Genomic DNA, 24,176 nt, shown 5'->3' on the forward strand with positions numbered 1-24,176 from the left:
TCACAAGAGGTGAATAGGTGGTGGAAATTTATCTTATAGGCATAGTATGTTATAATATCAACAGTTACATTTGCAAGAAATGCATATAGAGAAGTTCATATAGCTTAGTAAAAAACGACTCATCACAGCATTCAGTGACAACGTGAGGGTCTTATTTTTTTCATAAATAAAAAAAGTGTATTGAAGGAGTGTATCGTATGAAAATTTCAACAAAAGGACGCTACGGTTTAACGATTATGATTGAGCTTGCGAAGCGCTTTGGCGAAGGTCCTATCTCGCTTAAAACTATTGCTCAAACGCATGACTTATCTGAACATTATTTAGAGCAGCTTATTTCACCGCTGCGTAACGCTGGGCTTGTAAAAAGCGTGCGCGGAGCTTATGGAGGTTACATCTTAGCACATGAACCTGCTAACATTACTTCTGGCGATATTATTTCTGTTTTAGAAGGTCCTATTAGTCCTGTAGAAGGAATTGAAGATGAAGAGCCTGCAAAACGCGAGCTGTGGATTCGTATTCGAGATGCAGTTAAAGAAGTGCTAGATAGTACAACGCTTGAAGATTTAGCAAATCATTCTGATGATGATCAAGCGTCTTATATGTTTTATATTTAATAATGAGCTAGGAGGCGTTTATTTTGGAACGTATTTATGTTGATCATGCAGCAACGTCTCCAATACATCCGGCAGTCGTTGAGAAAATGACGACTTTTATGCATGAGTACTTTGGAAATCCATCTAGTATTCATCACTACGGGCGGGAAAGTCGACGCTATTTAGACGAAGCTCGCCAAACGATTGCAGCAAGTATTGGAGCACACGAAAATGAACTGATTTTTACAAGTGGTGGGACAGAAGCAGATAATATGGCACTGATCGGAGTAGCTCTTGCAAACCGCCATAAAGGAAATCATATTATTACCACGCAAATTGAACACCATGCTGTGCTTCATACGTGTGAATATTTAGAAACACAGGGCTTTGAAGTGACTTACTTACCAGTTAACGAGTACGGACAAGTATCTGTGGATGAAATAAAATCAGCCCTAACTGATCAAACAATTCTTGTGTCGGTGATGTTTGGAAATAATGAAGTAGGTGCTATTCAGCCAATTGGAGAAATTGGAGTTCTATTAAAAGAGCATGGAGCATATTTCCACACGGATGCAGTGCAAGCTTATGGATTAATTCCGTTAAATGTGCAACAATTAGGTGTCGATCTTTTATCCGTTTCTGCTCATAAAATTAACGGACCAAAAGGGATGGGCTTTTTATATGCAGCTGCTCACGTTTCACTGTCTCCTTTGCTATTTGGAGGAGAACAAGAGCGCAAACGACGAGCTGGAACTGAGAACATGACAAGTATTGTCGGGTTTGAAGAAGCTGTGAAAATTTCGCAACAAACGCTGCAAACACGTGCAGATGAATATAGAAGATACAAAGAAATAATGGTAGCTGTGTTGAAAGAAGAAGGTATTTCATTTGAAATTAACGGACATCTTGAAAATTCTCTGCCACATGTGTTAAATTTATCATTTCCAAAAACAAATGTTGAATCGATGCTCGTAAATTTAGACTTAGCAGGAATTGCGGCATCGAGCGGTTCAGCTTGCACAGCGGGAGCAATCGATCCTTCTCATGTGCTTGTAGCTATGTTTGGAAAAGGGTCTGAACGTTTAACAACTTCTATTCGATTTAGCTTTGGCTTAGGAAACTCAGCTGAGCAAATTGAAAAAACCGCACGTCAAACAGCAAACATCGTTAAGCGACTAACGATGTAAATAGCAGCCATCAGTAGGGTCTTCATCCCTCACTGATGGTTTGTGTCGTTTCTTTCGCTTTTTAGCGAACAATTTAATTAAAATGAAGAAAACGGAGGTGGCGAAGTTGACAAAATCACCTAAAGATACACGTGTAGTAGTCGGAATGAGCGGAGGCGTTGATTCATCTGTAGCAGCTCTTTTATTAAAACAACAAGGATACGATGTGATCGGAATCTTTATGAAAAACTGGGACGATACGGATGAAAACGGCGTTTGTACTGCGACTGAAGATTATAACGATGTTATTCGCGTATGTAATCAAATTGGTATTCCCTACTATGCAGTCAACTTTGAAAAACAATATTGGGATAAAGTATTTACCTACTTTTTAGATGAATATAAAGCAGGTCGTACACCGAATCCTGATGTAATGTGTAATAAGGAAATTAAATTCAAAGCCTTTTTAGAGCATGCAATGACGCTAGGAGCAGATTATCTAGCGACAGGACATTATGCACGCGTTGCGTACCGCGACGGGGAGTATAAAATGCTTCGAGGCGTAGATGGAAATAAAGATCAAACGTATTTCTTAAATCAATTAGGACAAGATCAGCTTTCCAAAGTAATGTTCCCAATTGGTGAAATTGAGAAATCAAAAGTGCGTGAAATTGCGAAAGAAGCAGGCCTTGCTACAGCAACGAAAAAAGACAGCACAGGTATTTGCTTTATTGGTGAACGCAACTTCAAAGAATTTTTAAGTCAGTATCTTCCTGCTCAGCCAGGTGTAATGCAAACGCTTGACGGCGAAGTGAAAGGCAAGCATGACGGTCTCATGTACTATACAATTGGCCAACGCCATGGTTTAGGTATTGGAGGCAGCGGTGAACCTTGGTTTGTAGTCGGAAAAGATTTAGAAAAAAATGTTTTGTACGTCGATCAAGGCTTTCACAATGAGTTGCTCTATTCTACATCTCTTACAGCAACCAATGTCAGCTGGGTAAGCGAACGTGACTGGTCGTCACCAATGACGTGCACAGCAAAATTCCGCTATCGTCAAACTGATTCAGCAGTAACCGTTGAAAAAGTCGATGATGATACAATTAAGGTTATTTTTGCTGAACCTGTTCGCGCAATTACGCCAGGTCAAGCAGTTGTGTTTTACAAAGATGATGAATGTCTTGGCGGAGCAACAATTGACAAAGTATTTCAAGAAGAAGAGCAAATCTGGTACGTATAATTCATATAAGCAAGAACGAAAAACCTCGGCCGTATATAGCTGAGGTTTTTCTATGATATACTTTACTTATTGGGTAAACTAATAACTTACATATTCTAGATTTTCATGATGTGAAAATCTCTTAAATCATAACTAAAACAGTGGAGTGAACGAAAAAATGACAGATAAAAATCAGCTAGGAATTCAGTATATGCAGGAAGGGAAATTTGAAGAGGCTGCTAAAACATTTTCAGAAGCAATTGAAGATAATCCAAAAGATCCAATTGTGTATGTGAATTTTGGCAATTTGTTAGCGGCTGTTAGTGAGATGGATCGTGCTTTGAAATTTTATGAACGTGCGATTGAATTAGATGAAGAAACGGCAACAGCGTATTACGGAGCAGGAAATATTTATTTTAATGCAGAGCAGCTTGAGCAGGCAAAGCACTACTTTGATTTAGCAATCAAAAAAGGCTTAGATTCATCCGATGCGTACTTTATGCTTGGTTTAACGCTGTTTCATATGGAAGAAATTCGTTTTGCGATGCCTTATCTTCAGCGAGCGGTAGAACTAAACGAACATGATGTAGAAGCAAAATTTCAGTACGGTCTTTGTTTAGCACAGCTCGAAATGGTAGATGAAGCGATTGCTGAATTTCTTAAGGTAGTCAATCAAGAGCCAGAACACGCCGATGCTTTTTATAATTTAGGCGTAGCGTATGCCATGAAAGATGACAAAGACAAGGCGATTGAGATGTTAGATGAAGCTTTAAACGTGCAGCCAGATCACGTAATGGCAGTAAATGCCAAACGAGTTCTGTCTACATTAGAACATTAAGAAAGCGGGTAAAGGAAGGATAACATGAACGAAGAACAAGTGAACCCTTCACAGCCAGAACGTCATTATATAAGCGGCACGTCGATTGTAACGGTCTTTCATAACGAAGAAAACTTATATAACGTTACGCGGATACGGATCAAAAAAACAAATTTAGAGATTGAAGATAAAGAAACGGTCGTTACAGGCTATTTTCCTAAGCTGAATGAAGATGAAGTATACACGTTTTACGGAGACTTCAAAGAGCATCCAAAGTTTGGTCTGCAGTTTCATGTTGAACAGTTTAAAAAAGAACTTCCGCAATCAAGGCAAGGGGTTGTTCAGTACCTGTCTAGCGATTTATTTCACGGAATCGGTAAAAAAACCGCTGAAAACATTGTGGACGCCCTAGGAGAACGCGCTATTTTTCGTATTTTGCAAAATGAGTCTGTGCTAAAAGAGGTTCCGAGGCTTTCAGCCGACAAGGCAGAAGCTTTAGTCACGCAGCTTCGTGAACATCAAGGGTTAGAAGAAGTAATGGTAAAGCTGACAGACCTCGGGTTTGGACCGCAGCTTTCGATGAAGATTTTCCAAGCGTACAAACAAGAAGCGCTTGAAATTGTTCAAAATAATCCTTATCAGCTCGTAGAAGATATTCAAGGTATTGGCTTTAGCAGGGCCGATGAACTTGGAAAGAGGCTTGGTATGGCAACCAATCATCCTGATCGTTTGCGTGCAGGTATTTTATATGTCATTGAGCAAGAATGCAATCAAATGGGACATGTATACGTCACGGCAGATCAGCTGTATGGAAAAACAGCAGAGCTTCTTCGAAAAAGCAGGCATGAGAATCTGTCTGAAATGGATCTTACAAGAGAAGTGGACGCATTAAAAGCAGACAAAAAGCTTATCATTCAAGACGAAAAAATTTATTTTCCTCCCCTTTTCTATGCTGAAAAAGGGCTGGTTAAAGCTATTCAAAAAATTATGGCTCAAACGCAGTACGAAGAGCAGTTTCCAGAATCAGAATTCTTATTGGCACTGGGTGAACTAGAAGAGCGATTAGACGTGCAATATGCACCTTCTCAGCGCAAGGGCATACAAACCGCTTTAATGTCTCCGATGCTTCTCTTAACAGGTGGACCAGGTACAGGGAAAACAACGGTTATTAAAGGAATAGTCGAACTCTATGCAGAACTTCACGGATGTTCGTTAAATCCAGGGGATTATAAAAAAGATGAAGCTTTTCCTGTTTTACTTGTGGCACCTACTGGACGCGCTGCTAAACGAATGAGCGAAGCGACGGGACTTCCGGCAGTTACAATTCACAGATTATTAAAATGGAACGGACAAGAAGGATTTGATCATAATGAGGAGAATCCAATTGACGGAAAATTACTGATTGTGGATGAAGTATCAATGGTAGATTTGTGGCTTGCTCATCAGCTGTTTAAATCTCTTCCTGCTAATTTACAGGTTATTTTAGTTGGAGACGAAGACCAGCTTCCTTCAGTAGGTCCGGGACAGGTGTTAAAAGATTTACTGAGTTCAGAAGTAGTTCCTACCGTCCGTCTGACAGATGTATACCGGCAAGCGGAAGGATCTTCAATTATTGATTTGGCTCATGAAATAAAAAAAGGAAAGCTTCCGGAAGACTTATCCAGGCAGCAAGGAGATCGTTCCTTTATTCGTTGTCAAGGACAGCACATCACGAACGTCGTGCAACAAGTTTGCGGGAATGCGTTAAAAAAAGGCTATACGGCTAAAGATATTCAAGTTCTAGCTCCTATGTATAAAGGTCCTGCAGGTATTGATAAGCTGAATGAAGTTCTTCAGGAATTATTCAACCCGGCTTCTGAGCAAAGAAGAGAGCTTAAGCACGGAGATATTACGTACCGAGTCGGAGATAAAGTGCTGCAGCTTGTAAATCAGCCGGATAGCAACGTATTTAACGGAGATATGGGAGAAATCGTCTCGGTTTTTTTTGCCAAAGAAAATACGGAAAAACAGGATATGCTGGTTATTTCATATGAAGGAAATGAAGTAACTTACACAAAGCAAGACTTTAATCAAATAACTCATGCATACTGCTGTTCCATTCATAAATCACAGGGAAGTGAATTTCCCATTGTTGTGCTTCCAATTGTTAAAAGCTATTACCGGATGCTGCGACGCAATTTACTTTATACCGCCGTTACGCGAAGCAAACAGTTTTTAATTTTATGCGGCGAAGACGAAGCGTTTCAGCTTGGAGTCAGCCGAAATGAAGACAGCGTCCGACAAACGAATTTACAGCCCTTGCTTCGAGAAAGCTTGGATAACGACATAGAAGATCCCGAAATTCCATTTATGAAAGATGCAAATATTGGGATGGAAAACGTTACGCCGTATGATTTCATGTAACCTTTCGCATGCTAACAAAGAGTTAAATAAACTCCTTTGTTGCCATCCTTCTTTGCTAATTGTCAGAAAATAAAGTATGGACATGGAAAGAAGTGGACATAATGCGTTTATATAAGTAGAACGTATAAAGAGGTGTCGACTTTGTTTAAATGTCCAAACTGTAAAAGTATTGACGTTGGCAAAATTGGTGTAAATCAGTATTACTGCTGGAATTGTTTTATTGAAATGACTATTTCAAAAGGACAAATTAATACTCACCAAGTAGAAGAAGATGGAACATTGAGCTCGCTTGATGATTTGTTCTCAGACGACGAGCGCACAATCAATTTCTAATTCTTTTTTACCGGGAGGAAGAGCAATGGGCAGAATCATTCCGTCAGTAGTCGCTTTCGGTCTTGGAGCTTATGCATTTAAAATGGCAGATGATCGAGAGATGTTTACAAAAAGAAATATGAAAAAAATGCGTAAACGTATGATGAAAGCTATTCACTAATAAAAAAAGCACTATTGCACTTAGCTGCAATAGTGCTTTTTTGCAGGCAGAAGAGACAACTGCATGTATAAACTCCTTTCTTTATCAAAAAATAGAAGAGAGGAGGAGTTTACGTTGAAAGATAGTTCATTCAAATGGTTCTATAGATTCGGACTGCTGTTATTAGCGCTGCTGTGCATATTAGTCTTTTTTAAAGTCCAGTTTTTATGGCTTCCTGTTATTTACATGTTTTTAAAAGCACTGCTGCCTTTTTTTATTGCAGCATTCATTACATATTTACTTCATCCGCTTATTGAAAAAACGCATGATAAAGGCGTGCCTCGTCCTCTAGCTATTTTACTGATCTACATCATCTTTTTTGGAGGAATTGGGTTTGGAGCCTATAAGTCGTACCCTATTTTTGTGGAACAAGTAAAAGATTTAAACGAACAGCTGCCGCATTTTACGAATACATATAGACATTGGGTAGAATCGATTCATGATCGTACAACTTCACTTCCAAACGGTGTACATGAGAAAATTGAAGGCAGCATTGATGATGTAGAGGCTACGCTCAACGTGTGGCTTACAAAAGTGGCGGAAGGATTAAAGTCATTGATTACCTCTTTTTTGATTTTAATCATTATTCCATTTATTGTTTTTTATATGCTGAAGGATTTTTCCTCTATTAAGAAAGCAACAGCTTATGTCACACCTAAAAAGTGGCACAAACCAGGCGAACGTTTTTTATCGGATGTGAATGAATCGCTCGGAAATTACATTAGAGGGCAATTTTTTGTTTGTCTCATTATTGGTGTTATTGCCACAGCAGCACTGTGGTTCTTTCATGTACCTTATGCACTTCTTTTAGGCTTCATTATTGGCGTAACGAATATCATTCCTTATTTTGGCCCGATTATTGGTGCGGTTCCAGCGGCTATTATTGCAGCCACAATCTCGATAAAGTTGGTTATTACCATTGTCATTATAATCTTTGTGCTGCAGTTTCTAGAGGGAAATGTGCTGTCTCCGCTTATCGTAGGAAAGAGTCTTCATATTCATCCTTTGTTTATCATGCTTGCGCTCCTTTTAGGAGGAGAATTTGGAGGAGTATTGGGTCTCATTTTGGCTGTGCCAATTTTAGCAGTCATTAAAATATCTATTTTGCATATCCGCTCTTATACGCTCAAACATTGACAAAGAGCGGTTAATTTGTCATAATATCGCCATAAGAAAACGCTACATATTTTAAACACAATGATGGATCGAGTACGTTGCACACTGGTTTTTAGAGAAGGGCTTCCTTGGCTGAAAGAAGCGCTAAACAAAGAGCAGCTGAACGCTAGTCCAGAGTGCAGGCTAAAACCTGCCGTGTCAGCAACGTTAACGCTATGAAGGTGATAAATGCTTTTGGCATTTATAATCAGGGTGGTACCGCGAGTTCAACTCTCGTCCCTGCTACAGGGATGAGAGTTTTTTTGTGTGCAAATAACTAGCAATTGCTTTTGTACACAGAGAAAATAGATGCTTTTATGTCATCATTTTTTTGTCTATAAATAAGAAGAGTATTAAAGGAGGACCAATCATGAAAAAACTGACGTCAGCACAAGTTCGTCAAATGTATTTAGATTTCTTTAAAGAAAAAGGCCATGATGTAGAACCAAGCGCATCTTTAGTTCCGCATGAAGATCCATCTTTATTATGGATTAACAGTGGAGTAGCTACATTAAAAAAATATTTTGATGGTCGTGTTATTCCTCAAAATCCGCGTATTTGTAACGCACAAAAATCCATTCGTACAAACGATATCGAAAACGTAGGTAAAACGGCTCGCCATCATACGTTTTTTGAAATGCTTGGTAATTTCTCTATCGGTGATTATTTCAAAGAAGAAGCCATCCAATGGGCATGGGAATTCTTAACGAGCGATAAATGGATTGGATTCGACGCAGATAAGCTATCTGTAACAGTTCACCCTGAAGATGAAGAAGCATTTAAGATTTGGAATGAAAAAATGGGCGTGCCTAAAGAGCGCATCATTCGTTTAGAAGGTAATTTCTGGGATATAGGAGAAGGTCCGAGTGGTCCAAATACAGAGATCTTTTATGATCGCGGAGAAGCATATGGAAATGACCTAACTGATCCGGAATTATATCCAGGTGGAGAAAATGAGCGTTATTTAGAAATTTGGAACCTTGTATTTTCTCAATTTAATCACAATCCTGATGGCACGTACACGCCGCTTCCAAAGAAAAACATCGATACGGGAATGGGCTTAGAGCGTATGGTTTCTGTTATTCAAGACGTGCAAACAAACTTTGATACAGATTTGTTTATGCCAATTATTGAAGCAACAGAAAACATTTCAGGCGCTAAATATCGTACAAATGATGAGCAAGATACGGCATTTAAAGTCATTGCTGACCATATTCGTACGGTAACATTTGCTGTAGGTGATGGTGCGCTTCCTTCAAATGAAGGCCGTGGGTATGTGCTGCGCCGTTTGTTACGCCGAGCAGTTCGCTATGCTAAAAAGTTAAACATTAATCGTCCGTTCATGTACGAGCTAGTGCCGGTAGTAGGGGAAATCATGGTTGATTTCTATCCGGAAGTAAAGGAAAAAACGGATTTTATCCAGCGCGTAGTAAAAAATGAAGAAGAGCGTTTTCACGAAACGTTAAATGACGGACTAGCTATTTTGGCAACCGTTATTAAAAAAGAAAAAGCGCAAAACAGTGATACGGTACAAGGCGAAGATGTTTTCCGTTTATATGACACGTATGGATTCCCTGTTGAATTAACGGAAGAATATGCAGAAGATGAGAACATGAAAATTGATCATGCAGGTTTTGAACGTGAAATGGAAGCACAGCGTGAGCGTGCGCGTGCTGCTCGTCAAGATTCTAGTTCTATGCAAGTTCAAGGCGGCGTACTTGGTGAAGTAACGGTTGCAAGTGAGTTTGTTGGCTATGATAAAAATGAAGTAGAAACAGTTGTTGAAGCAATTATTGTAGACGGTGAGCTTGTTGACCGCGCTGAAGCTGGAACAGAAGCGCAAGTCATCTTAAGCCACACGCCATTCTATGCAGAAAGCGGCGGTCAAATTGCGGACCAAGGTACGATTCAAAGTGCTGCAGGAACAGCGGAAGTAAAAGACGTTCAAAAAGCGCCAAACGGCCAAAATGTCCAAACGGTAGCTGTAACAAACGGTGAGCTTGTAAAAGGTGAAACATACACGGCGACGCTTGATGAAGAAAACCGCAGTGCGATTGTGAAAAATCATACGGCAACGCATTTATTGCATCAAGCATTAAAAGATACGTTAGGAACGCATGTTAATCAAGCGGGTTCTTTAGTAACAGCGGATCGCTTGCGCTTTGACTTCTCTCACTTTGGTCAAGTCACACAAGAAGAGCTTGAGAAAATTGAACAAATCGTTAATGAAAAGATTTGGGACAGCATCTCTGTACAAATTGAAAACAAAGCAATTGACGAAGCAAAAGCGATGGGTGCAATGGCGCTATTTGGTGAGAAATACGGAGATATCGTGCGCGTAGTACAAGTAGGCGACTACAGCTTAGAATTATGTGGTGGATGTCACGTGCCAAATACGTCTGTTATTGGTTTATTTAAAATTGTATCAGAATCGGGAATCGGTGCAGGTACTCGACGCATTGAAGCTGTAACTGGAAAAGCTGCCTATCAGTTAATGAACGATCAAGTAGGCTTACTAAAAGAAGCTGCGGCAAAAGTAAAATCCAACCCGCGTGATTTAGTAGGGCGCGTTGAAGGATTACTAGAAGAAATTCGTAATCTTCAGCGTGAAAATGATTCACTATCTACAAAGCTTGGCAATATTGAAGCTGGCAATCTCGTTGACCGAGTGCAAAACATTAATGGTGTGAATGTACTAGCAGCGAAAGTGAATGCAACGGATATGAATAACCTTCGCGCAATGGTTGACGATTTAAAACAAAAATTAGAATCCGCTGTGATCGTATTAGCTTCTCCACAAGGTGAAAAGGTAAATATTATTGCAGGTGTAACAAAAGATTTAATTGCTAAAGGCCATCATGCTGGCAAACTTGTTAAAGAAGTAGCGACGATTTGCGGCGGAGGCGGAGGCGGACGCCCTGACATGGCGCAAGCTGGAGGAAAAGACGCTAGCCAAATTGAAAAAGCACTTGGCACTGTAGAAGAATGGGTTAAATCCGTTTAATTCTCCTCTTTCTTGGTGTACAATATAAATAAGACTTAGCATAGTGCACAATGTGTTCACAAATTAAGAGAGTGAGGTGGGACCGTGAGTTCATTTGATAAAACCATGCAATTTAATTTTCAAGATGAGCCAGCTGAAACAAACGTACATGAAGTATTGTTTACGGTTTATGACGCACTGCAAGAAAAAGGCTACAACCCGATCAACCAAATCGTTGGGTATTTGTTATCAGGAGACCCTGCTTACATTCCTCGTCATAACGATGCGAGAAACACAATTCGCCAGTTAGAGCGAGACGAGCTCATTGAAGAACTTGTTAAATCTTATTTACAACAGCATCGAAAGGATTCATAAATGCGCGTATTAGGATTAGATGTAGGAACCAAAACAATTGGTGTGGCAGTTAGTGATGAAATGGGATGGACAGCGCAAGGAATTGAAACAATTAAAATTGCAGATGAGCAGATGGAGCAATCATATCCTCGTTTACAGCAGCTAATTGACGAATATTCCGTAGAGAAAATCGTAGTGGGTCTTCCTAAAAATATGAATGGTACGATTGGCCCTCGAGGCGAAGCGTGCATTGAGTTTGCTGACAACGTCAAAGAAAAACTTAACATTGAAACGATGATGTGGGACGAGCGCTTGTCGACGATGGCAGCAGAGCGAGTACTGCTGTCTGCCGATGTAAGCCGCAAGAAACGCAAAAAAGTAATCGATAAAATGGCAGCTGTTATGATTCTTCAAGGATACTTAGACAGCAAGCAGTAAGAAAAGCAGCAGGCTTTGCCTCAGCTGAAAAGTTATGAATTTCCCTTTTGCATATTCTTTTGTACGTAAAAGGGAAGTGAAATAACTGAACGGCTTGCTTTTCGCTGAAGAAAAAGTTAAGCTAAGAGCTTACAATATAAAATGAGGTGCAAACATGAGCGTAGAAGAAAATAAAATTACAATCGTCGATGAGAATGGAAATGAGCAGCTATGCGAAATTTTATTCACATTTGATTCTGATCAATATAACAAATCATATGTAATTTACTATCCAATCGGAGCAGACCAAGATGATGAAGAGGAAATTGAAATTCATGCATCTGCTTTCACACCAAGTGAAGATGGTCAAGACGGTGAGCTTCAACCGATTGAAACAGAAGAAGAGTGGGACATGGTTGAGGAAATGGTTAATACATTCCTTGACGAAGAAGGCGAATAATTATAGTGAAAAAGCTGATGACAATCGTTATCAGCTTTTTTTTACATAGCGGCTGTTCTTTTTAGATATAAAAAGGTTTTTCCTTGCATTCTTAGGGCAGATTGTATGATAATGACGAAAAATAAGATAAATTGTAGTATAATAATTCCTGCGTGTGAGAGTGCAATTTAATAAAAGAATTCATTGTTTGAACGGATGAAACTAGACTTTGGGCAGACAATAACATAAATCATGGAAAAATTTTAGAAGAGGCGAGAGTTTAAGGAAGCGATACCATCTCACACCTATAGGCGATACGAATGAATCGCAATCTCATGTCTCCTCTCTGTTCATACTTATAAAAAATCAAGAAGAAAAGAGGTGAAACTGGTTGTATCTTCTTTTACAGAAGTAGATTTAACCAGGAAGCTGCTTGTCGCAACAAACATTTTTACCACCTAATCGTTCAAGAAAAAAACGAGTTATTTTTATTACAATTATCGTACTTCTTTTACTAGTTGGCGGTGCATTTTTCTATGCTCAATCCCGCTTAACGCCCGTGGATCGAAACAGCAATAAAAAAGTAAATGTGACCATTCCACAAGGTTCTTCCGTCCAATCGATTGGTACGGTATTGAAAAAAGAAGATTTAATTAAAAGTAAAAGTGCATTTCGCTATTACGTAAAATTAACCCATGTGTCTGGATTTCAAGCTGGAACGTATTTATTTTCTCCTTCCATGAGTCTAGGGGAAATGGTTGAAAAAATGGAAAAAGGCGAGGTTTCAAAACAACCTGATATTCGTGTCACCATTCCAGAAGGACGCCAGCTTGTCGAAATTGCTGATATCATTGCTAAAAATACAAAGTTTACAAAAGACGAAGTCATGAAAAAGCTAGACGATAAGGCATTCGTCAATAAAATGAAAGAAAAATATCCAGATGTAGTAACGGATGAAGTGATGCAAAAAGATATTAAACATCCGCTAGAAGGTTATTTATATCCCGTTACGTATGATTTTTATGATAAAAATGTGTCGTTAGATGAAATATTGGATAAAATGGTAGGGAAAACAAATAATGTATTAGGTCAGTACAGTGGGCAAATGAAGAAGAAAAAATTCAGTGCACATAAATTGTTAACCATGTCTTCTCTCATTGAAGAGGAAGCGACTGCGAAAGTCGACCGAGAAAAAATTGCCAGCGTCTTTTATAATCGCCTTGAAAAAAACATGCCTCTTCAAACGGATCCAACCGTCTTATATGCCTTAGGAGAGCATAAAGACCGCGTGTTCTATAAGCATTTAGAAGTGGACTCTCCTTACAATACGTATAAAGTAAAAGGGTTGCCTCCAGGACCAATTGCCAGCTCTGGTTTAATGTCAATCAAAGCTGCGTTACATCCAGCCAATACAGATTATTTATACTTCTTGGCCACACCTGAAGGAAAAGTTATTTTTACCAAAACGTTAGAAGAACATAACAAAGAAAAAGCCAAGCATATTACAGGTAAAGAAAAGCAAAATACCGAAAAATAAGTGGGAATTTAAAATTGGGGAATCGCGATACTTCGCATTCCCCATCTTTTATGTTAAAATATATCGGGTTTACGTAAAAACGAAAAAAACTTATAATAGACTAGTTGTCTTACTATTTTGCAGTAATGAAACGTTATGAAAACATAATGTAAAATGTACTTCTGAGAACGGAGGAAGTGTTTTGCTTTTACAAAACGTAGAGCAGTATGTGGAAAAGCTTATTCCTAAGCGCCAGGAGCTTATTGAAGAAATGGAAGCTTATGCAAAAGAACATCACGTTCCGATTATGGAATTGATTGGTGTTGAAACGCTATTGCAAATTCTTCGTCTTCATCAGCCAAAACATATATTAGAAATTGGAACAGCGATTGCATATTCGTCTATTCGAATGACCCATGCGCTTCCAGAGGCACGAGTGGTTACGGTAGAACGAAATGAAGAGCGTTACCAAAAAGCGCAAGAATTTATTGAACGGGCGGGAAAACAAGATAAAATTGTGTCGTTGTTTGGGGATGCACTAGAGCTTAGAGATGAGATTGAACGTCATGGTCCCTATGATGCAGTTTTTATTGATGCAGCTAAAGGTCAGTATCAGCGTTTTTTTGAACATTATGAGCCGATGCTATCTTCTAAAGGAATGATTATTTCGGATAACGTACTATTTAAAGGTCACGTAGCGACTGATTTGGCCGAAGTAGAAACACGTCGACGCCGCAGCTTAATTAAAAAAATTCAGGCATACAATACGTGGCTGATGAATCATCCCGATTATTATACAACTATTCTCCCTATTGGAGACGGAATCGCGATTAGTATTAAAAGAGGTGACCAAGAATGAAAAAACCAGAACTATTAGTGACACCAACTGCAGTTTCGGAAATCGAATCATTGCTACAAGCTGGAGCAACAGCTGTTATGGTTGGTGAACAGCGCTACGGTTTGCGTTTAGCAGGTGAATTCAAACGTGAAGATATCGTAGAAGCTGTAAATATTGCTCATCAGCATAATGCAAAAGTCTACGTAGCGATGAACGGATTATTTCACAATGATAAAATCGCCGAACTAAATGAATATATTTTATTCTTAAAAGAAGCAAGCGTGGATGCGATTGTATTTGGAGATCCTGCTGTATTGATGGCAGTGCGTGAAACAGCTCCAGAAATGAAGATGCACTGGAGTACTGAAACAACGGGCACAAACTGGTATTCATGTAACTACTGGGGGCGTAAAGGAGCTAAGCGCGCAGTTCTTGCTCGTGAGCTAAGCATGGATAGCATCATTGATATCAAAGAAAAAGCCGAAGTAGAAATTGAAGTTCAGGTGCATGGCATGACGTGTATGTTCCAATCAAAACGTTCACTTCTTGGCAACTACTTTGAGTATCAAGGAAAAGTCATGGAAATTGAAAATCGTAAAGTAGAAAAAGATATGTTTTTACTTGATAATGAGCGAAACAATAAGTATCCAATTTTCGAAGATGAAAATGGAACGCACATTATGAGTCCAAATGATATGTGCATTATCGATGAGCTTTCCGAAATGATTGATGCTGAAGTAGATGTATTCAAAATTGACGGCGTATTAAAGTCACCGCAATATATTTTAGAAGTAACAAAAAAATATCGTCAAGCGATTGATTTATGTGTAGATGACCGTGAAGAATACGAAAACGTTAAAGACGATTTGTTAGAAGAAATTGAAAGCTTGCAGCCAATTAACCGCCCGTTAGACACAGGGTTTTTCTTTAAAGAAACGGTATATTAAAAAGCATGCAAAGAAAGATAAACAAAGGAGGTACAAACGATGGCTGTTCAAATCGATACTGTAGTAGAAGGTAAACGAGTTATTACTAAGAAGCCTGAGTTGTTAGCTCCAGCCGGTAACCTTGAAAAATTAAAAGTTGCCGTACACTATGGAGCAGATGCTGTATTTATCGGAGGAAAAGAGTTTGGCCTTCGTTCAAATGCAGATAACTTTACATTTGAAGAAATGGCAGAAGGTGTTCAGTTTGCAAACAAATACGGCGCACGTATTTATGTTACAACAAACATTTTTGCTCACAATGAAAATATGGACGGACTTGAAGATTATTTAATGGGATTAGAGCGCGCTGGTGTTTCTGGAATCATCGTAGCTGATCCGTTAATTATCGAAACCTGTCGACGCGTTGCACCTAAGCTTGAAGTACATTTGAGTACGCAGCAATCACTTTCAAACTGGAAAGCCGTTCAGTTCTGGAAAGAAGAAGGATTAGAACGTGTTGTACTTGCTCGTGAAACGGGTGCTGAAGAAATGCGCGAAATGAAAGAAAAAGTGGATATTGAAATTGAAGCTTTTATTCACGGAGCGATGTGTATTGCTTATTCAGGCCGCTGCGTGCTAAGTAACCATATGACAGCGCGTGATTCAAACCGCGGAGGCTGCTGTCAATCATGCCGTTGGGACTATGATTTATTTAAAGTAGAAGACGGTAAAACGGAAACGGCTTTATTTGATGAGCAAGACGATCCGTTTGCAATGAGTCCAAAAGACTTAAATTTAATTCAATCTATCCCTCAAATGATTGAGCTGGGTATTGATAGCTTAAAAATTGAAGGACGTATGAAGTCGATTCACTATATCGCAACAGTGGTGAGCGTGTATCGCAAGGTGATTGACGCATACTGTGCAGATCCTGAGAATTTTGTGATTCAAAAAGAATGGCTTGATGAGCTAGACAAATGTGCAAACCGCGATACGGCTCCTGCCTTTTTTGAAGGGGTTCCTGGAGTAGATGAGCAAATGTTTGGCGTACACGGCAAGAAAACAAAATTTGATTTTGCTGGTTTAGTATTGAATTATGATGAAGAAACAAGCATCGTGACATTGCAACAGCGTAACTATTTTAAACCGGGAGAAGAAGTGGAATTTTTCGGTCCGGAAATTAAAAACTTTACGCAAAAAATAGATAAAATTTGGGACGAAGATGGCAATGAACTAGATGCTGCGCGTCATCCGCTGCAAATTGTGAAATTTAAAGTGGACCAACCTCTATTTTCATACAACATGATGCGAAAGGGGATTTAAATATAAAATGGGGAAAAAGCCCGTTGTAATCGGTATCGCTGGTGGATCCGGTTCTGGTAAAACAACTGTAACCAAAGCTATTTATGAGTATTTTAAAGGGCATTCTATTATGCTTCTTGAGCAAGACTATTATTATAAAGATCAAAGCGATGTACCGTTTGAACAGCGTTTGCAAACAAACTACGATCATCCTTTAGCATTTGATAATGATTTGCTGATTGAACACTTGCAAAACTTATTAAATTATGAGAGCATTGACAAACCGGTATATGATTACGCAATTCATACGCGCTCTGAAAAGGTAATTAGAGAAGAACCAAAAGATGTTATTATTTTAGAAGGTATTCTTGTACTAGAAGATCAGCGCTTGCGTAATTTAATGGATATCAAGCTATACGTAGATACAGATGCGGATCTTCGTATCATTCGTCGTATGCTTCGTGATATTAAAGAACGAGAGCGTACGCTTGAGTCAGTTGTTGATCAATACGTATCTGTCGTTCGCCCGATGCATAATCAGTTTGTTGAACCAACAAAACGTTATGCAGATATTATCATTCCTGAAGGCGGTCAAAACCACGTAGCGATTGACTTGATGGTCACTAAAATTCAAACAATTCTTGAACAAAATGCCATTTTATAATAACATAGCATAGATGCAGGAGTTTTTTTGAAGACAATGCAGACATATTCTGCTAACTAAACACAAACATTATAAAGAATAGAGAAACGAGCAGCTTCTATTTTGAAGCTGTCATTTCTCTATTAACTGATTTTTCCACAGAGTGGAAAATTTTTTGTACATACAGAAATGGACTGTATACACTAGAGATTTTGAGTTCAAGAAGGAGTGAAGGGATTATGGCACAAGAAAAAGTATTTCCAATGACAGAAGAAGGAAAGCTAAAGCTAGAGCAAGAGCTAGAATATTTAAAAACAGTAAAACGTAAAGAAGTTGTAGAGCGTATCAAAATCGCCCGCAGTTTTGGAGATTTATCGGAGAACTCTGAGTACGATTCTGCAAAAGACGAGCAGGCTTTCGTAGAAGGCCGTATTACAACGCTTGAAAATATGATTCGCAATGCGAAAATTATTGAAGAAGATGTAGAAAACTCTTCTATTGTATCATTAGGTAAATCTGTAACATTTGTAGAGTTGCCAGATGGTGACGAAGAAACGTATACAATTGTAGGTAGTGCAGAAGCAGATCCGTTTGAAGGGAAAATTTCAAATGATTCGCCAATTGCTAAAAGTCTAATGGGCAAACAAATTGGAGATCAAGTAACTGTTCAAACTCCTGGTGGAGATATGTCAGTGAAAATTGTATCTGTTAAGTAAAACATATGGTTGGAAGCGTTCTACTGAATGCTCGTAATTAAAAAAGCTGACACGCGTCAGCTTTTTTTATATGATTTTAAAAAGCGGAGAGAATAGAAAAGATATGTAAGAAAGGAAAGATGAAAATGAAAGATATCGATTTTACTAAAACAGCGCTTGTTTTAATTGATTTACAAAAAGGGATTGTTCCAACTGGAGGAGACGAAATTGTGGAGAAATCTGTTCAGCTTGTGAATCGTTTCCGCGAACAAAATGGATTTATTAGCTTTGTACGAGTAGATTTTCAAGATGGAAAAGATGCGTTGACGCCAGAAACGGATCAAAAGCCATCTGCTCCTCAAGAAAGACCTGCAGACTGGGCGGAATTCGATCCAAGACTTAATGTTCAAGAGAATGATTACATTGTGACAAAACGTCAGTGGGGAGCCTTTTTTGGGACAGATTTAGACCTTCAGCTTCGCCGAAGAGGAATTGATACAATTGTCCTTTGCGGAATTGCAACAAATATTGGTGTGGAAAGCACAGCTCGTGAAGCATTTCAGTATGGGTATAACCAAATTTTTATCACGGATGCCATGGCGACATTTACAAAAGAAGAGCATGAAGCAACTCTTTCTTACATCTTTCCGAAAATAGGAAAGCTAAGAACAACTCAACAATTTTTAACAGAAAATTAATAATAAAAACTTGCTGAATCAGCAAGTTTTTTTGTGAAATAAAAAAAAGAATGAATATTTCTTAAGATAATGGTTTTAAAAGTAATGGCAACGTCGACACTTGTAAAGAGTGAGGTGTAGTCATGAAAATAATTCACAAGCGAATTTATATTACTCTTATTTTTATTTTATTATTAATTAGTGGACTGGGAGCACGGCTTGTTCAACTCCAGCTTGTCAGCACAGAATCTTTTACTGACAAAAAGATTAACTTAATTGAAGGAAGCGTAAAACAGCGTACGCAGGAAATGGTGGTAGATGACGGGCGAGGGAAATTTGAAGATAAAAATGGACAGTCTTTAACATCTATCACGCATAATCGCTTAGTCCTGTTTCCATTTTTAGAAAAAATGAAGTGGCCTGTTCAGCAAGTAAGTGAAATCGTGGGAATGCAACCAAAGGAACTAACGAACAGACTAGCGAATGCTAAAACACCGGTTGTTATTACAAAAGAATTATCCCATGCACAAGTCGAAAAAATAAATGCATTAAAGGTACCTGGCGTATTTGGAATTCCTCTAAAAGATGAGCGTCCAGTTCCTCTTGCTGAACATTTAATCGGACTAGAGGCACAAAGCAAACAAATAATTGAAGAGAAGTATAGTGACAAATTGAAAAATGGAGCAATTAAATCAACTACGCCTGTAGGTATCTCAGGGATGCAGAGGGCTTTTGACGAGTTTTTGCTGCCTGAGCAGGAGTCTAAGCTCCTTTATCATGTTGATCGCCTAGGTGGGCCTATGTTTGGCATCGATGTAAAATACACGGGTACAGCTAACCCTTATTATCCAGTCAGTGTGCGTACGACGCTTGATTTGTCTGCTCAGGAGCTGGTGGAGAATACATTAAATCATTATAAGTTAAAAGACGGAGGAGCTGTCTTAATTGATATAAAAAATAATAAAGTAATTGCGATGGCCAGCAGGCCTTCGATTAATAAGAAAGATCCATTTAAAAAGCAAAATGGTTCAGACAGCGTAGAAAATCGTTTGCTGACGCCACAAACTCCTGGATCTATATTTAAAACCGTAACAGCTGCTGCAGCGCTTGAACAAAATAAAATTCAGCCTTCTTTGACCTATAACTGCGATAAAAGTATTTATGGCAATAATGTAGAAGAAGATCATCAAAAAGGGCAGCTGACGTTTGAAGAAAGCTTCGCGCAAAGTTGTAATGCAACGTTTGCCCAGCTAGCAAAAGAAATGATAATATCTAATCCGAATATCCTTGAACAATATGCTGATAAGTTAGGGCTTATTCAGCCTGTAGGATGGACAGGTGATGTGTTCCACTTTGAACATTTTAAGCAGTTTTTAGGAGAAAAATCGGGAAGAGTTTGGACAAATGCAAAAGAAAAAAAAGTACCAAATGCTGTAGCGCAAACGGCAATTGGACAGCTTGATGTAAAAGTGACTCCGCTTGCAGTAGCAAATATGATGGCGACAATTGCACGTGGAGGAGAAAAGAAACAGGTAAAAGCTGTAGATGCGCTAGAGTATAAAAACAACACGTCATTGTATACGTTTAAAGAGCATGAGCTAAAAGGAGATACCATTAATAAAGCCACAGCTGCTTCTATGCAGCAGCTTTTAAAAGGTGTCGTACAGAGCGAAAAAGGAACAGGAAGAAGATTTCAAACGCTTCCTTATGAAGTGGCAGGAAAGTCAGGAACTGCTGAAATCAGTGTGAAAGACGATATCGTCAATAAATGGTTTGCCGGTTACTTTCCTGCAGATGATCCAAAATATGCAATGGTAGTAGTGGATTTAAATACAAAAAGTGCGATATCTCCCACAAACAGCGTATTTTATGATATTGTTAAAGGGATGTATGACTTAAATACACGTTAAAACAAGAAGAATTTGTAAAAAATATTACAAATATACTTCAAATAAATTTTGATGCTTCATGTATAAGAAAACACATGTTAGAATAAAGCATTATAAAAGTTGGAGGAAATTGTAGCAATGAATAACAATCGTTCTTCAAGACACGAAAACAAAGAAAAAAAAGTAAACCGATTATATAATCTGTTAATTGCTGTCGTAGCAGTTTTAATTGTATTTGTCGGTGGTACGATGATTCTTGGAAACAAGGATAAATCGGATAACCAAGCGGAAACAACTCAAAACAATCCGCAAACAAATGACCAAAAAACGGACAAGACGGCTAAAAAAGACGATGATTCTTCGAAAGATGATCAAGCAACAGATGATCAAGCAACGGACGATCAAAGTTCTGAAGATGACCAAAGCTCTGAAGATGACCAAAGCTCTGAAGATGATCAAGCAACAGATGAAGAATCAAACGACTCAGATTCACAGGCTGAAGTAGAGAAAAATCCAGAGCCTGGCGTGGCAGAACGAAAGGTAGATCCTTCATGGGATTCAGTAGGTACGTCACAAGATGCACCTGCAGCAACATATAAAAAAGGATCAACGGATTGGAACGAAATGCTAAAAGCTGTAGGCGAAGGGTCAGGCATTAGCCCAAGCAACATGACCGTATGGCGTTTAGGGAATAACGGTGGCGTAGGTAAAGCGGTAGCTACGGTTAGTCCTAAAGGCAACTCCTCAACAAAATACCGCGTTCAAATTGAATGGGTAGATGGAGAAGGCTGGAAGCCCGCAGTGGTAGACAAGCTTCAATAAGAAAAGCAGCGCGCTAGCGCTGCTTTTTTAATTTGAAATGAACAACTGCAGAGTACAGTTTTTTACCTTGTTCATAGTCCACAGACATTTGATGAGATACGCTGTGCACCTCAAGCAAAATCGCTTTATTTTGATCAATTTTTTCAGCAATTTGTTTCTCAAGTATTTTAACATCAGGCGCTTCAAAAAATTCTATTTTATCTTCAATCATTTCAAATTCAAAGTTCATCTTACAACCTCCTTACCTCATTACTATAGTATAGCAAATAGAAAGTTAAAAGCTTAAAATAATTTGTAAATGAAGAACAAACGATAGCTAAAAACATACTATATCCATAAGAATTATTAGTTATGAGGAGGCGTTTTTTATGGGTCTAGAGTTTTTAGATATCTTTGAAAAGTGGGCGAATGAGTATGATGCATCGGTAAGCGGGAAAGATGAACAGTATAGAGAAGTGTTTCGCAATTATAATGAAATCTTAGAATATGTAGCAGACCGTTCAATAGGGCATGTGATAGAATTTGGAACAGGGACTGGAAACTTAACAAAAAAACTGTTAGAAAAAGAACTGACTGTAGTAGGAATTGAACCTTCAGTACCAATGAGACAATTGGCACACCAGAAATTAGGGGCAGATGTTTTAGTCACACCAGGAGACTTTTTACAATTTGATACATCATTGTTTCCAGCAGAGAGCTTAGTTAGTACGTATGCTTTTCATCATTTAACAGATAAAGAAAAAGAAGAAGCTGTGATAAACTATGGAAAGTTACTTCAAACCGGTGGTAAAATAGTGTTTGCTGATACAATGTTTGAAACAGCGGATTCATTTGCTGATACCATTGTTCAGGCAAAACAAAAAGGATATACGCAACTAGCAGAAGATTTAGAGAGGGAATACTATACAACGATTCCCGTCTTAAAGCAAATCTTTGAAAGCAATGGTTTTCACATAACCTTTACACAATTTAATCACTTTGTGTGGGTATTGGAGGCAACGAAACAATAGTAGAAAGAGGTTTTAAAATGAAAGTAGCAATCATTGGAGCAATGGAAGAAGAAGTGACGATTTTACGCGATAAAATTGAAAATCGTCAAGAAACAGTAATCGCAGGATGTGAATACTCAACAGGAACAATTAGCGGTGTGGAGGTTGTATTATTAAAATCAGGTATTGGAAAAGTAAATGCTGCGTTATCTACAGCCATCTTACTAGAGAAGTTCAAACCTGATTACGTTATTAACACAGGATCAGCAGGCGGCTTCCATCCAGAGTTAAACGTAGGGGATGCGGTTATTTCAACAGAAGTTCGTCATCATGATGTAGATGTAACGGTATTCAACTATGAATACGGTCAAGTGCCAAACTTGCCTGCAGCTTTTAAAGCAGATGACAAACTAGTTCGTCTTGCTGAAGAAAGTGCTCTTGAAGTAACGGACATGAAAATTGTAAAAGGACTAATTGCTACAGGAGATTCGTTCATGAACGATCCTGTGCGCGTAGAGTTTGTTCGCTCTAAGTTTCCAGACCTGTATGCAGCTGAAATGGAAGCGGCGGCTGTTGCTCAAGTATGCTATCAATTTGGCGTACCGTTTGTTATTCTTCGTGCTCTTTCTGACATCGCCGGCAAAGAATCAAATGTTTCTTTTGAGCAATTTTTAGAAAAAGCAGCTGTTAATTCAACGAAATTAGTATTGAATTTTATTACAAAATTAAAATAAGCTGTTCGTAAAATATAGAGTTTGTTTTCGTCTACACTCTGCATCGTTTATCATAACATGGGGTGTAGACTATATTTTTACCTTAATTCCGACTTTATTTATAGGTTAAGTTATATTATTTGATAGCGAGGTGTTCAAGATTATGAAGGTAGCCAAAAACATTCATGAATTGATTGGAAACACACCTATGATTGAGATTACACAATTTGATTTACCTAGAGAAATCAGGATATTTGCTAAACTGGAATATATTAATCCAGGAGGAAGTGTAAAAGATCGTTTAGGAAAAGAACTGATGCAAGAAGCTCTTAGCTCTGGAAGACTGAAGCGAGGCGGAACGGTGGTTGAGCCTACTGCTGGAAATACGGGGATTGGGCTGGCTTTAGCTGCTCTTCAGCACGAAATAAACGTCATACTATGTGTTCCAGAAAAATTCAGTATTGAAAAACAGCAGCTTATGAAGGCTTTGGGGGCAACTGTGGTTCAAACACCTACTGAAGCTGGTATGAAAGGTGCTATAAACAAGGCTCAAGAGCTGCTGCGTGAAATACCTGGTTCTTATTGTCCTCAGCAGTTTGCTAATCCGGCCAATCCTATGACTTATTACAAAACCTTAGGGCCAGAAATATATGAACAGCTTGATGGAAAAATCGACGTGTTTGTAGCTGGAGCAGGTACAGGTGGAACATTTATGGGTACAGCAAAATTTTTGAAAGAAAAAAATCCTTCTCTAAAAACAGTCATTGTTGAGCCAGAAGGTTCGATTTTAAACGGAGGGAAATCCGGCCCTCACTTAACTGAAGGAATTGGAATGGAGTTCATCCCTGATTATATGGAGCGGTCTTATTTTAATGCTATTCATACTGTTGAAGATGTTTATGCTTTTCAAAGAGTGAAAGAGCTGGCTTTAAAAGAAGGGTTACTAGTAGGGAGCTCTTCAGGAGCAGCCTTCGAAGCAGCCCTGCTCGAAGCAAAAAATGCAGAAAAAGGCGCTCATATCGTCACCATTTTTCCCGATAGCAGCGAACGGTACTTAAGTAAAAATATTTACAGTGGAGGAAGATAAG

The 24,176-nt window shown here is 38.7% G+C and carries 26 protein-coding genes; 25 read left to right on the top strand and 1 reads right to left on the bottom strand.

What is annotated here, in order from left to right; all coding sequences use genetic code 11:
• The first annotated feature begins 197 nt into the window (after window positions 1-197).
• The 22 genes from cymR to ACFX4N_RS21240 all read left to right on the top strand — a co-directional run bounded on the left by cymR (window position 198) and on the right by ACFX4N_RS21240 (window position 21,386).
• Window positions 198-614, top strand: coding sequence for a cysteine metabolism transcriptional regulator CymR (gene cymR, locus ACFX4N_RS21135; protein WP_013059297.1), 417 nt, complete (start codon window positions 198-200; stop codon window positions 612-614).
• Window positions 615-637: 23 nt separating this feature from the next.
• Window positions 638-1,780, top strand: a complete 1,143-nt coding sequence (locus tag ACFX4N_RS21140) for a cysteine desulfurase family protein (RefSeq protein ID WP_025750574.1) — start codon at window positions 638-640, stop codon at window positions 1,778-1,780.
• A 106-nt stretch (window positions 1,781-1,886) separates the two neighbouring features.
• Window positions 1,887-2,999, top strand: a complete 1,113-nt coding sequence (gene mnmA, locus ACFX4N_RS21145) for a tRNA 2-thiouridine(34) synthase MnmA (protein WP_013059295.1) — start codon at window positions 1,887-1,889, stop codon at window positions 2,997-2,999.
• 157 nt (window positions 3,000-3,156) lie between these two features.
• Entirely contained in the window at window positions 3,157-3,816 is a 660-nt protein-coding gene (locus tag ACFX4N_RS21150) for a tetratricopeptide repeat protein (RefSeq protein WP_057274050.1), read from the top strand.
• Window positions 3,817-3,840: 24 nt separating this feature from the next.
• Window positions 3,841-6,198, top strand: coding sequence for an SF1B family DNA helicase RecD2 (gene recD2, locus ACFX4N_RS21155; RefSeq protein WP_013059293.1), 2,358 nt, complete (start codon window positions 3,841-3,843; stop codon window positions 6,196-6,198).
• A 141-nt stretch (window positions 6,199-6,339) separates the two neighbouring features.
• Complete coding sequence (locus ACFX4N_RS21160; protein WP_013059292.1) at window positions 6,340-6,531, top strand: hypothetical protein; 192 nt, start codon at window positions 6,340-6,342, stop codon at window positions 6,529-6,531.
• A 25-nt stretch (window positions 6,532-6,556) separates the two neighbouring features.
• A complete protein-coding gene (locus ACFX4N_RS21165) occupies window positions 6,557-6,691 on the top strand; it encodes a YrzQ family protein (protein ID WP_013059291.1) in 135 nt (44 codons plus the stop codon).
• 114 nt (window positions 6,692-6,805) lie between these two features.
• On the top strand, window positions 6,806-7,867 hold the full coding sequence (locus ACFX4N_RS21170) for an AI-2E family transporter (RefSeq protein WP_013059290.1): 1,062 nt from the start codon (window positions 6,806-6,808) through the stop codon (window positions 7,865-7,867).
• Between the two features lie 63 nt (window positions 7,868-7,930).
• Window positions 7,931-8,065: a hypothetical protein gene (locus tag ACFX4N_RS21175; protein ID WP_255219740.1), complete on the top strand. Its 135-nt coding sequence runs from the start codon at window positions 7,931-7,933 to the stop codon at window positions 8,063-8,065.
• A gap of 190 nt (window positions 8,066-8,255) precedes the next feature.
• Complete coding sequence (gene alaS, locus ACFX4N_RS21180; RefSeq protein ID WP_013085088.1) at window positions 8,256-10,889, top strand: alanine--tRNA ligase; 2,634 nt, start codon at window positions 8,256-8,258, stop codon at window positions 10,887-10,889.
• 84 nt (window positions 10,890-10,973) lie between these two features.
• Entirely contained in the window at window positions 10,974-11,243 is a 270-nt protein-coding gene (locus tag ACFX4N_RS21185; RefSeq protein WP_013059287.1) for an IreB family regulatory phosphoprotein, read from the top strand.
• Complete coding sequence (gene ruvX / locus ACFX4N_RS21190; RefSeq protein ID WP_013059286.1) at window positions 11,244-11,660, top strand: Holliday junction resolvase RuvX; 417 nt, start codon at window positions 11,244-11,246, stop codon at window positions 11,658-11,660.
• Between the two features lie 154 nt (window positions 11,661-11,814).
• Window positions 11,815-12,099 (top strand): DUF1292 domain-containing protein, encoded by a 285-nt coding sequence (locus ACFX4N_RS21195; protein WP_013059285.1) that lies wholly within the window; start codon window positions 11,815-11,817, stop codon window positions 12,097-12,099.
• A 412-nt stretch (window positions 12,100-12,511) separates the two neighbouring features.
• Window positions 12,512-13,615: an endolytic transglycosylase MltG gene (mltG, locus tag ACFX4N_RS21200; RefSeq protein ID WP_055992485.1), complete on the top strand. Its 1,104-nt coding sequence runs from the start codon at window positions 12,512-12,514 to the stop codon at window positions 13,613-13,615.
• A 181-nt stretch (window positions 13,616-13,796) separates the two neighbouring features.
• The gene (locus tag ACFX4N_RS21205) at window positions 13,797-14,453 is read left to right on the top strand and encodes an O-methyltransferase (RefSeq protein WP_013059283.1); all 657 of its coding nucleotides are present in this window, start codon (window positions 13,797-13,799) and stop codon (window positions 14,451-14,453) included.
• On the top strand, window positions 14,450-15,379 hold the full coding sequence (locus ACFX4N_RS21210; protein ID WP_013059282.1) for a peptidase U32 family protein: 930 nt from the start codon (window positions 14,450-14,452) through the stop codon (window positions 15,377-15,379). The genes ACFX4N_RS21205 and ACFX4N_RS21210 overlap by 4 nt, the downstream gene beginning before the upstream one ends.
• Before the next feature lie 39 nt (window positions 15,380-15,418).
• Window positions 15,419-16,681, top strand: coding sequence for a peptidase U32 family protein (locus ACFX4N_RS21215; RefSeq protein WP_013059281.1), 1,263 nt, complete (start codon window positions 15,419-15,421; stop codon window positions 16,679-16,681).
• 7 nt (window positions 16,682-16,688) lie between these two features.
• A complete protein-coding gene (gene udk, locus ACFX4N_RS21220; RefSeq protein ID WP_013059280.1) occupies window positions 16,689-17,324 on the top strand; it encodes a uridine kinase in 636 nt (211 codons plus the stop codon).
• Window positions 17,325-17,542: 218 nt separating this feature from the next.
• A complete protein-coding gene (gene greA, locus ACFX4N_RS21225) occupies window positions 17,543-18,019 on the top strand; it encodes a transcription elongation factor GreA (protein WP_013059279.1) in 477 nt (158 codons plus the stop codon).
• Between the two features lie 119 nt (window positions 18,020-18,138).
• A complete protein-coding gene (locus ACFX4N_RS21230) occupies window positions 18,139-18,696 on the top strand; it encodes an isochorismatase family protein (protein ID WP_377262374.1) in 558 nt (185 codons plus the stop codon).
• A 122-nt stretch (window positions 18,697-18,818) separates the two neighbouring features.
• On the top strand, window positions 18,819-20,585 hold the full coding sequence (locus ACFX4N_RS21235; RefSeq protein ID WP_057274046.1) for a peptidoglycan D,D-transpeptidase FtsI family protein: 1,767 nt from the start codon (window positions 18,819-18,821) through the stop codon (window positions 20,583-20,585).
• A gap of 117 nt (window positions 20,586-20,702) precedes the next feature.
• Window positions 20,703-21,386 (top strand): YrrS family protein, encoded by a 684-nt coding sequence (locus ACFX4N_RS21240; protein WP_057274045.1) that lies wholly within the window; start codon window positions 20,703-20,705, stop codon window positions 21,384-21,386.
• Between the two features lie 13 nt (window positions 21,387-21,399).
• On the opposite strand, the gene ACFX4N_RS21245 is transcribed toward ACFX4N_RS21240, so the two are convergent.
• Window positions 21,400-21,615, bottom strand: coding sequence for a DUF2536 family protein (locus ACFX4N_RS21245; RefSeq protein ID WP_013059275.1), 216 nt, complete (start codon window positions 21,613-21,615; stop codon window positions 21,400-21,402).
• A 139-nt stretch (window positions 21,616-21,754) separates the two neighbouring features.
• Between ACFX4N_RS21245 and ACFX4N_RS21250 the strand changes: the two genes are divergently transcribed.
• The 3 genes from ACFX4N_RS21250 to ACFX4N_RS21260 all read left to right on the top strand — a co-directional run bounded on the left by ACFX4N_RS21250 (window position 21,755) and on the right by ACFX4N_RS21260 (window position 24,175).
• A complete protein-coding gene (locus ACFX4N_RS21250; protein ID WP_013059274.1) occupies window positions 21,755-22,396 on the top strand; it encodes a class I SAM-dependent methyltransferase in 642 nt (213 codons plus the stop codon).
• A 17-nt stretch (window positions 22,397-22,413) separates the two neighbouring features.
• On the top strand, window positions 22,414-23,109 hold the full coding sequence (gene mtnN, locus ACFX4N_RS21255) for a 5'-methylthioadenosine/S-adenosylhomocysteine nucleosidase (RefSeq protein ID WP_013059273.1): 696 nt from the start codon (window positions 22,414-22,416) through the stop codon (window positions 23,107-23,109).
• 142 nt (window positions 23,110-23,251) lie between these two features.
• On the top strand, window positions 23,252-24,175 hold the full coding sequence (locus ACFX4N_RS21260) for a PLP-dependent cysteine synthase family protein (RefSeq protein WP_057274044.1): 924 nt from the start codon (window positions 23,252-23,254) through the stop codon (window positions 24,173-24,175).
• Window position 24,176 lies beyond the last annotated feature (1 nt).

The organism is Priestia sp. YIM B13551 (genome assembly GCF_042787905.1).
In the GTDB taxonomy this organism is placed as follows: Bacteria; Bacillota; Bacilli; order Bacillales; family Bacillaceae_H; genus Priestia.

Excerpts from the sequence above, each read along its gene's own strand:
- cymR (WP_013059297.1), top strand. The coding sequence starts at position 198 with ATGAAAATTTCAACAAAAGGACGCTACGGTTTAACGATTATGATTGAG.
- ACFX4N_RS21150 (WP_057274050.1), top strand. The coding sequence starts at position 3,157 with ATGACAGATAAAAATCAGCTAGGAATTCAGTATATGCAGGAAGGGAAA.
- recD2 (WP_013059293.1), top strand. The coding sequence starts at position 3,841 with ATGAACGAAGAACAAGTGAACCCTTCACAGCCAGAACGTCATTATATA.
- ACFX4N_RS21165 (WP_013059291.1), top strand. The coding sequence starts at position 6,557 with ATGGGCAGAATCATTCCGTCAGTAGTCGCTTTCGGTCTTGGAGCTTAT.
- ACFX4N_RS21175 (WP_255219740.1), top strand. The coding sequence starts at position 7,931 with ATGGATCGAGTACGTTGCACACTGGTTTTTAGAGAAGGGCTTCCTTGG.
- alaS (WP_013085088.1), top strand. The coding sequence starts at position 8,256 with ATGAAAAAACTGACGTCAGCACAAGTTCGTCAAATGTATTTAGATTTC.
- ruvX (WP_013059286.1), top strand. The coding sequence starts at position 11,244 with ATGCGCGTATTAGGATTAGATGTAGGAACCAAAACAATTGGTGTGGCA.
- ACFX4N_RS21195 (WP_013059285.1), top strand. The coding sequence starts at position 11,815 with ATGAGCGTAGAAGAAAATAAAATTACAATCGTCGATGAGAATGGAAAT.
- ACFX4N_RS21210 (WP_013059282.1), top strand. The coding sequence starts at position 14,450 with ATGAAAAAACCAGAACTATTAGTGACACCAACTGCAGTTTCGGAAATC.
- ACFX4N_RS21215 (WP_013059281.1), top strand. The coding sequence starts at position 15,419 with ATGGCTGTTCAAATCGATACTGTAGTAGAAGGTAAACGAGTTATTACT.
- udk (WP_013059280.1), top strand. The coding sequence starts at position 16,689 with ATGGGGAAAAAGCCCGTTGTAATCGGTATCGCTGGTGGATCCGGTTCT.
- greA (WP_013059279.1), top strand. The coding sequence starts at position 17,543 with ATGGCACAAGAAAAAGTATTTCCAATGACAGAAGAAGGAAAGCTAAAG.
- ACFX4N_RS21230 (WP_377262374.1), top strand. The coding sequence starts at position 18,139 with ATGAAAATGAAAGATATCGATTTTACTAAAACAGCGCTTGTTTTAATT.
- ACFX4N_RS21235 (WP_057274046.1), top strand. The coding sequence starts at position 18,819 with ATGAAAATAATTCACAAGCGAATTTATATTACTCTTATTTTTATTTTA.
- ACFX4N_RS21240 (WP_057274045.1), top strand. The coding sequence starts at position 20,703 with ATGAATAACAATCGTTCTTCAAGACACGAAAACAAAGAAAAAAAAGTA.
- ACFX4N_RS21245 (WP_013059275.1), bottom strand. The coding sequence starts at position 21,615 with ATGAACTTTGAATTTGAAATGATTGAAGATAAAATAGAATTTTTTGAA.
- ACFX4N_RS21250 (WP_013059274.1), top strand. The coding sequence starts at position 21,755 with ATGGGTCTAGAGTTTTTAGATATCTTTGAAAAGTGGGCGAATGAGTAT.
- mtnN (WP_013059273.1), top strand. The coding sequence starts at position 22,414 with ATGAAAGTAGCAATCATTGGAGCAATGGAAGAAGAAGTGACGATTTTA.
- ACFX4N_RS21260 (WP_057274044.1), top strand. The coding sequence starts at position 23,252 with ATGAAGGTAGCCAAAAACATTCATGAATTGATTGGAAACACACCTATG.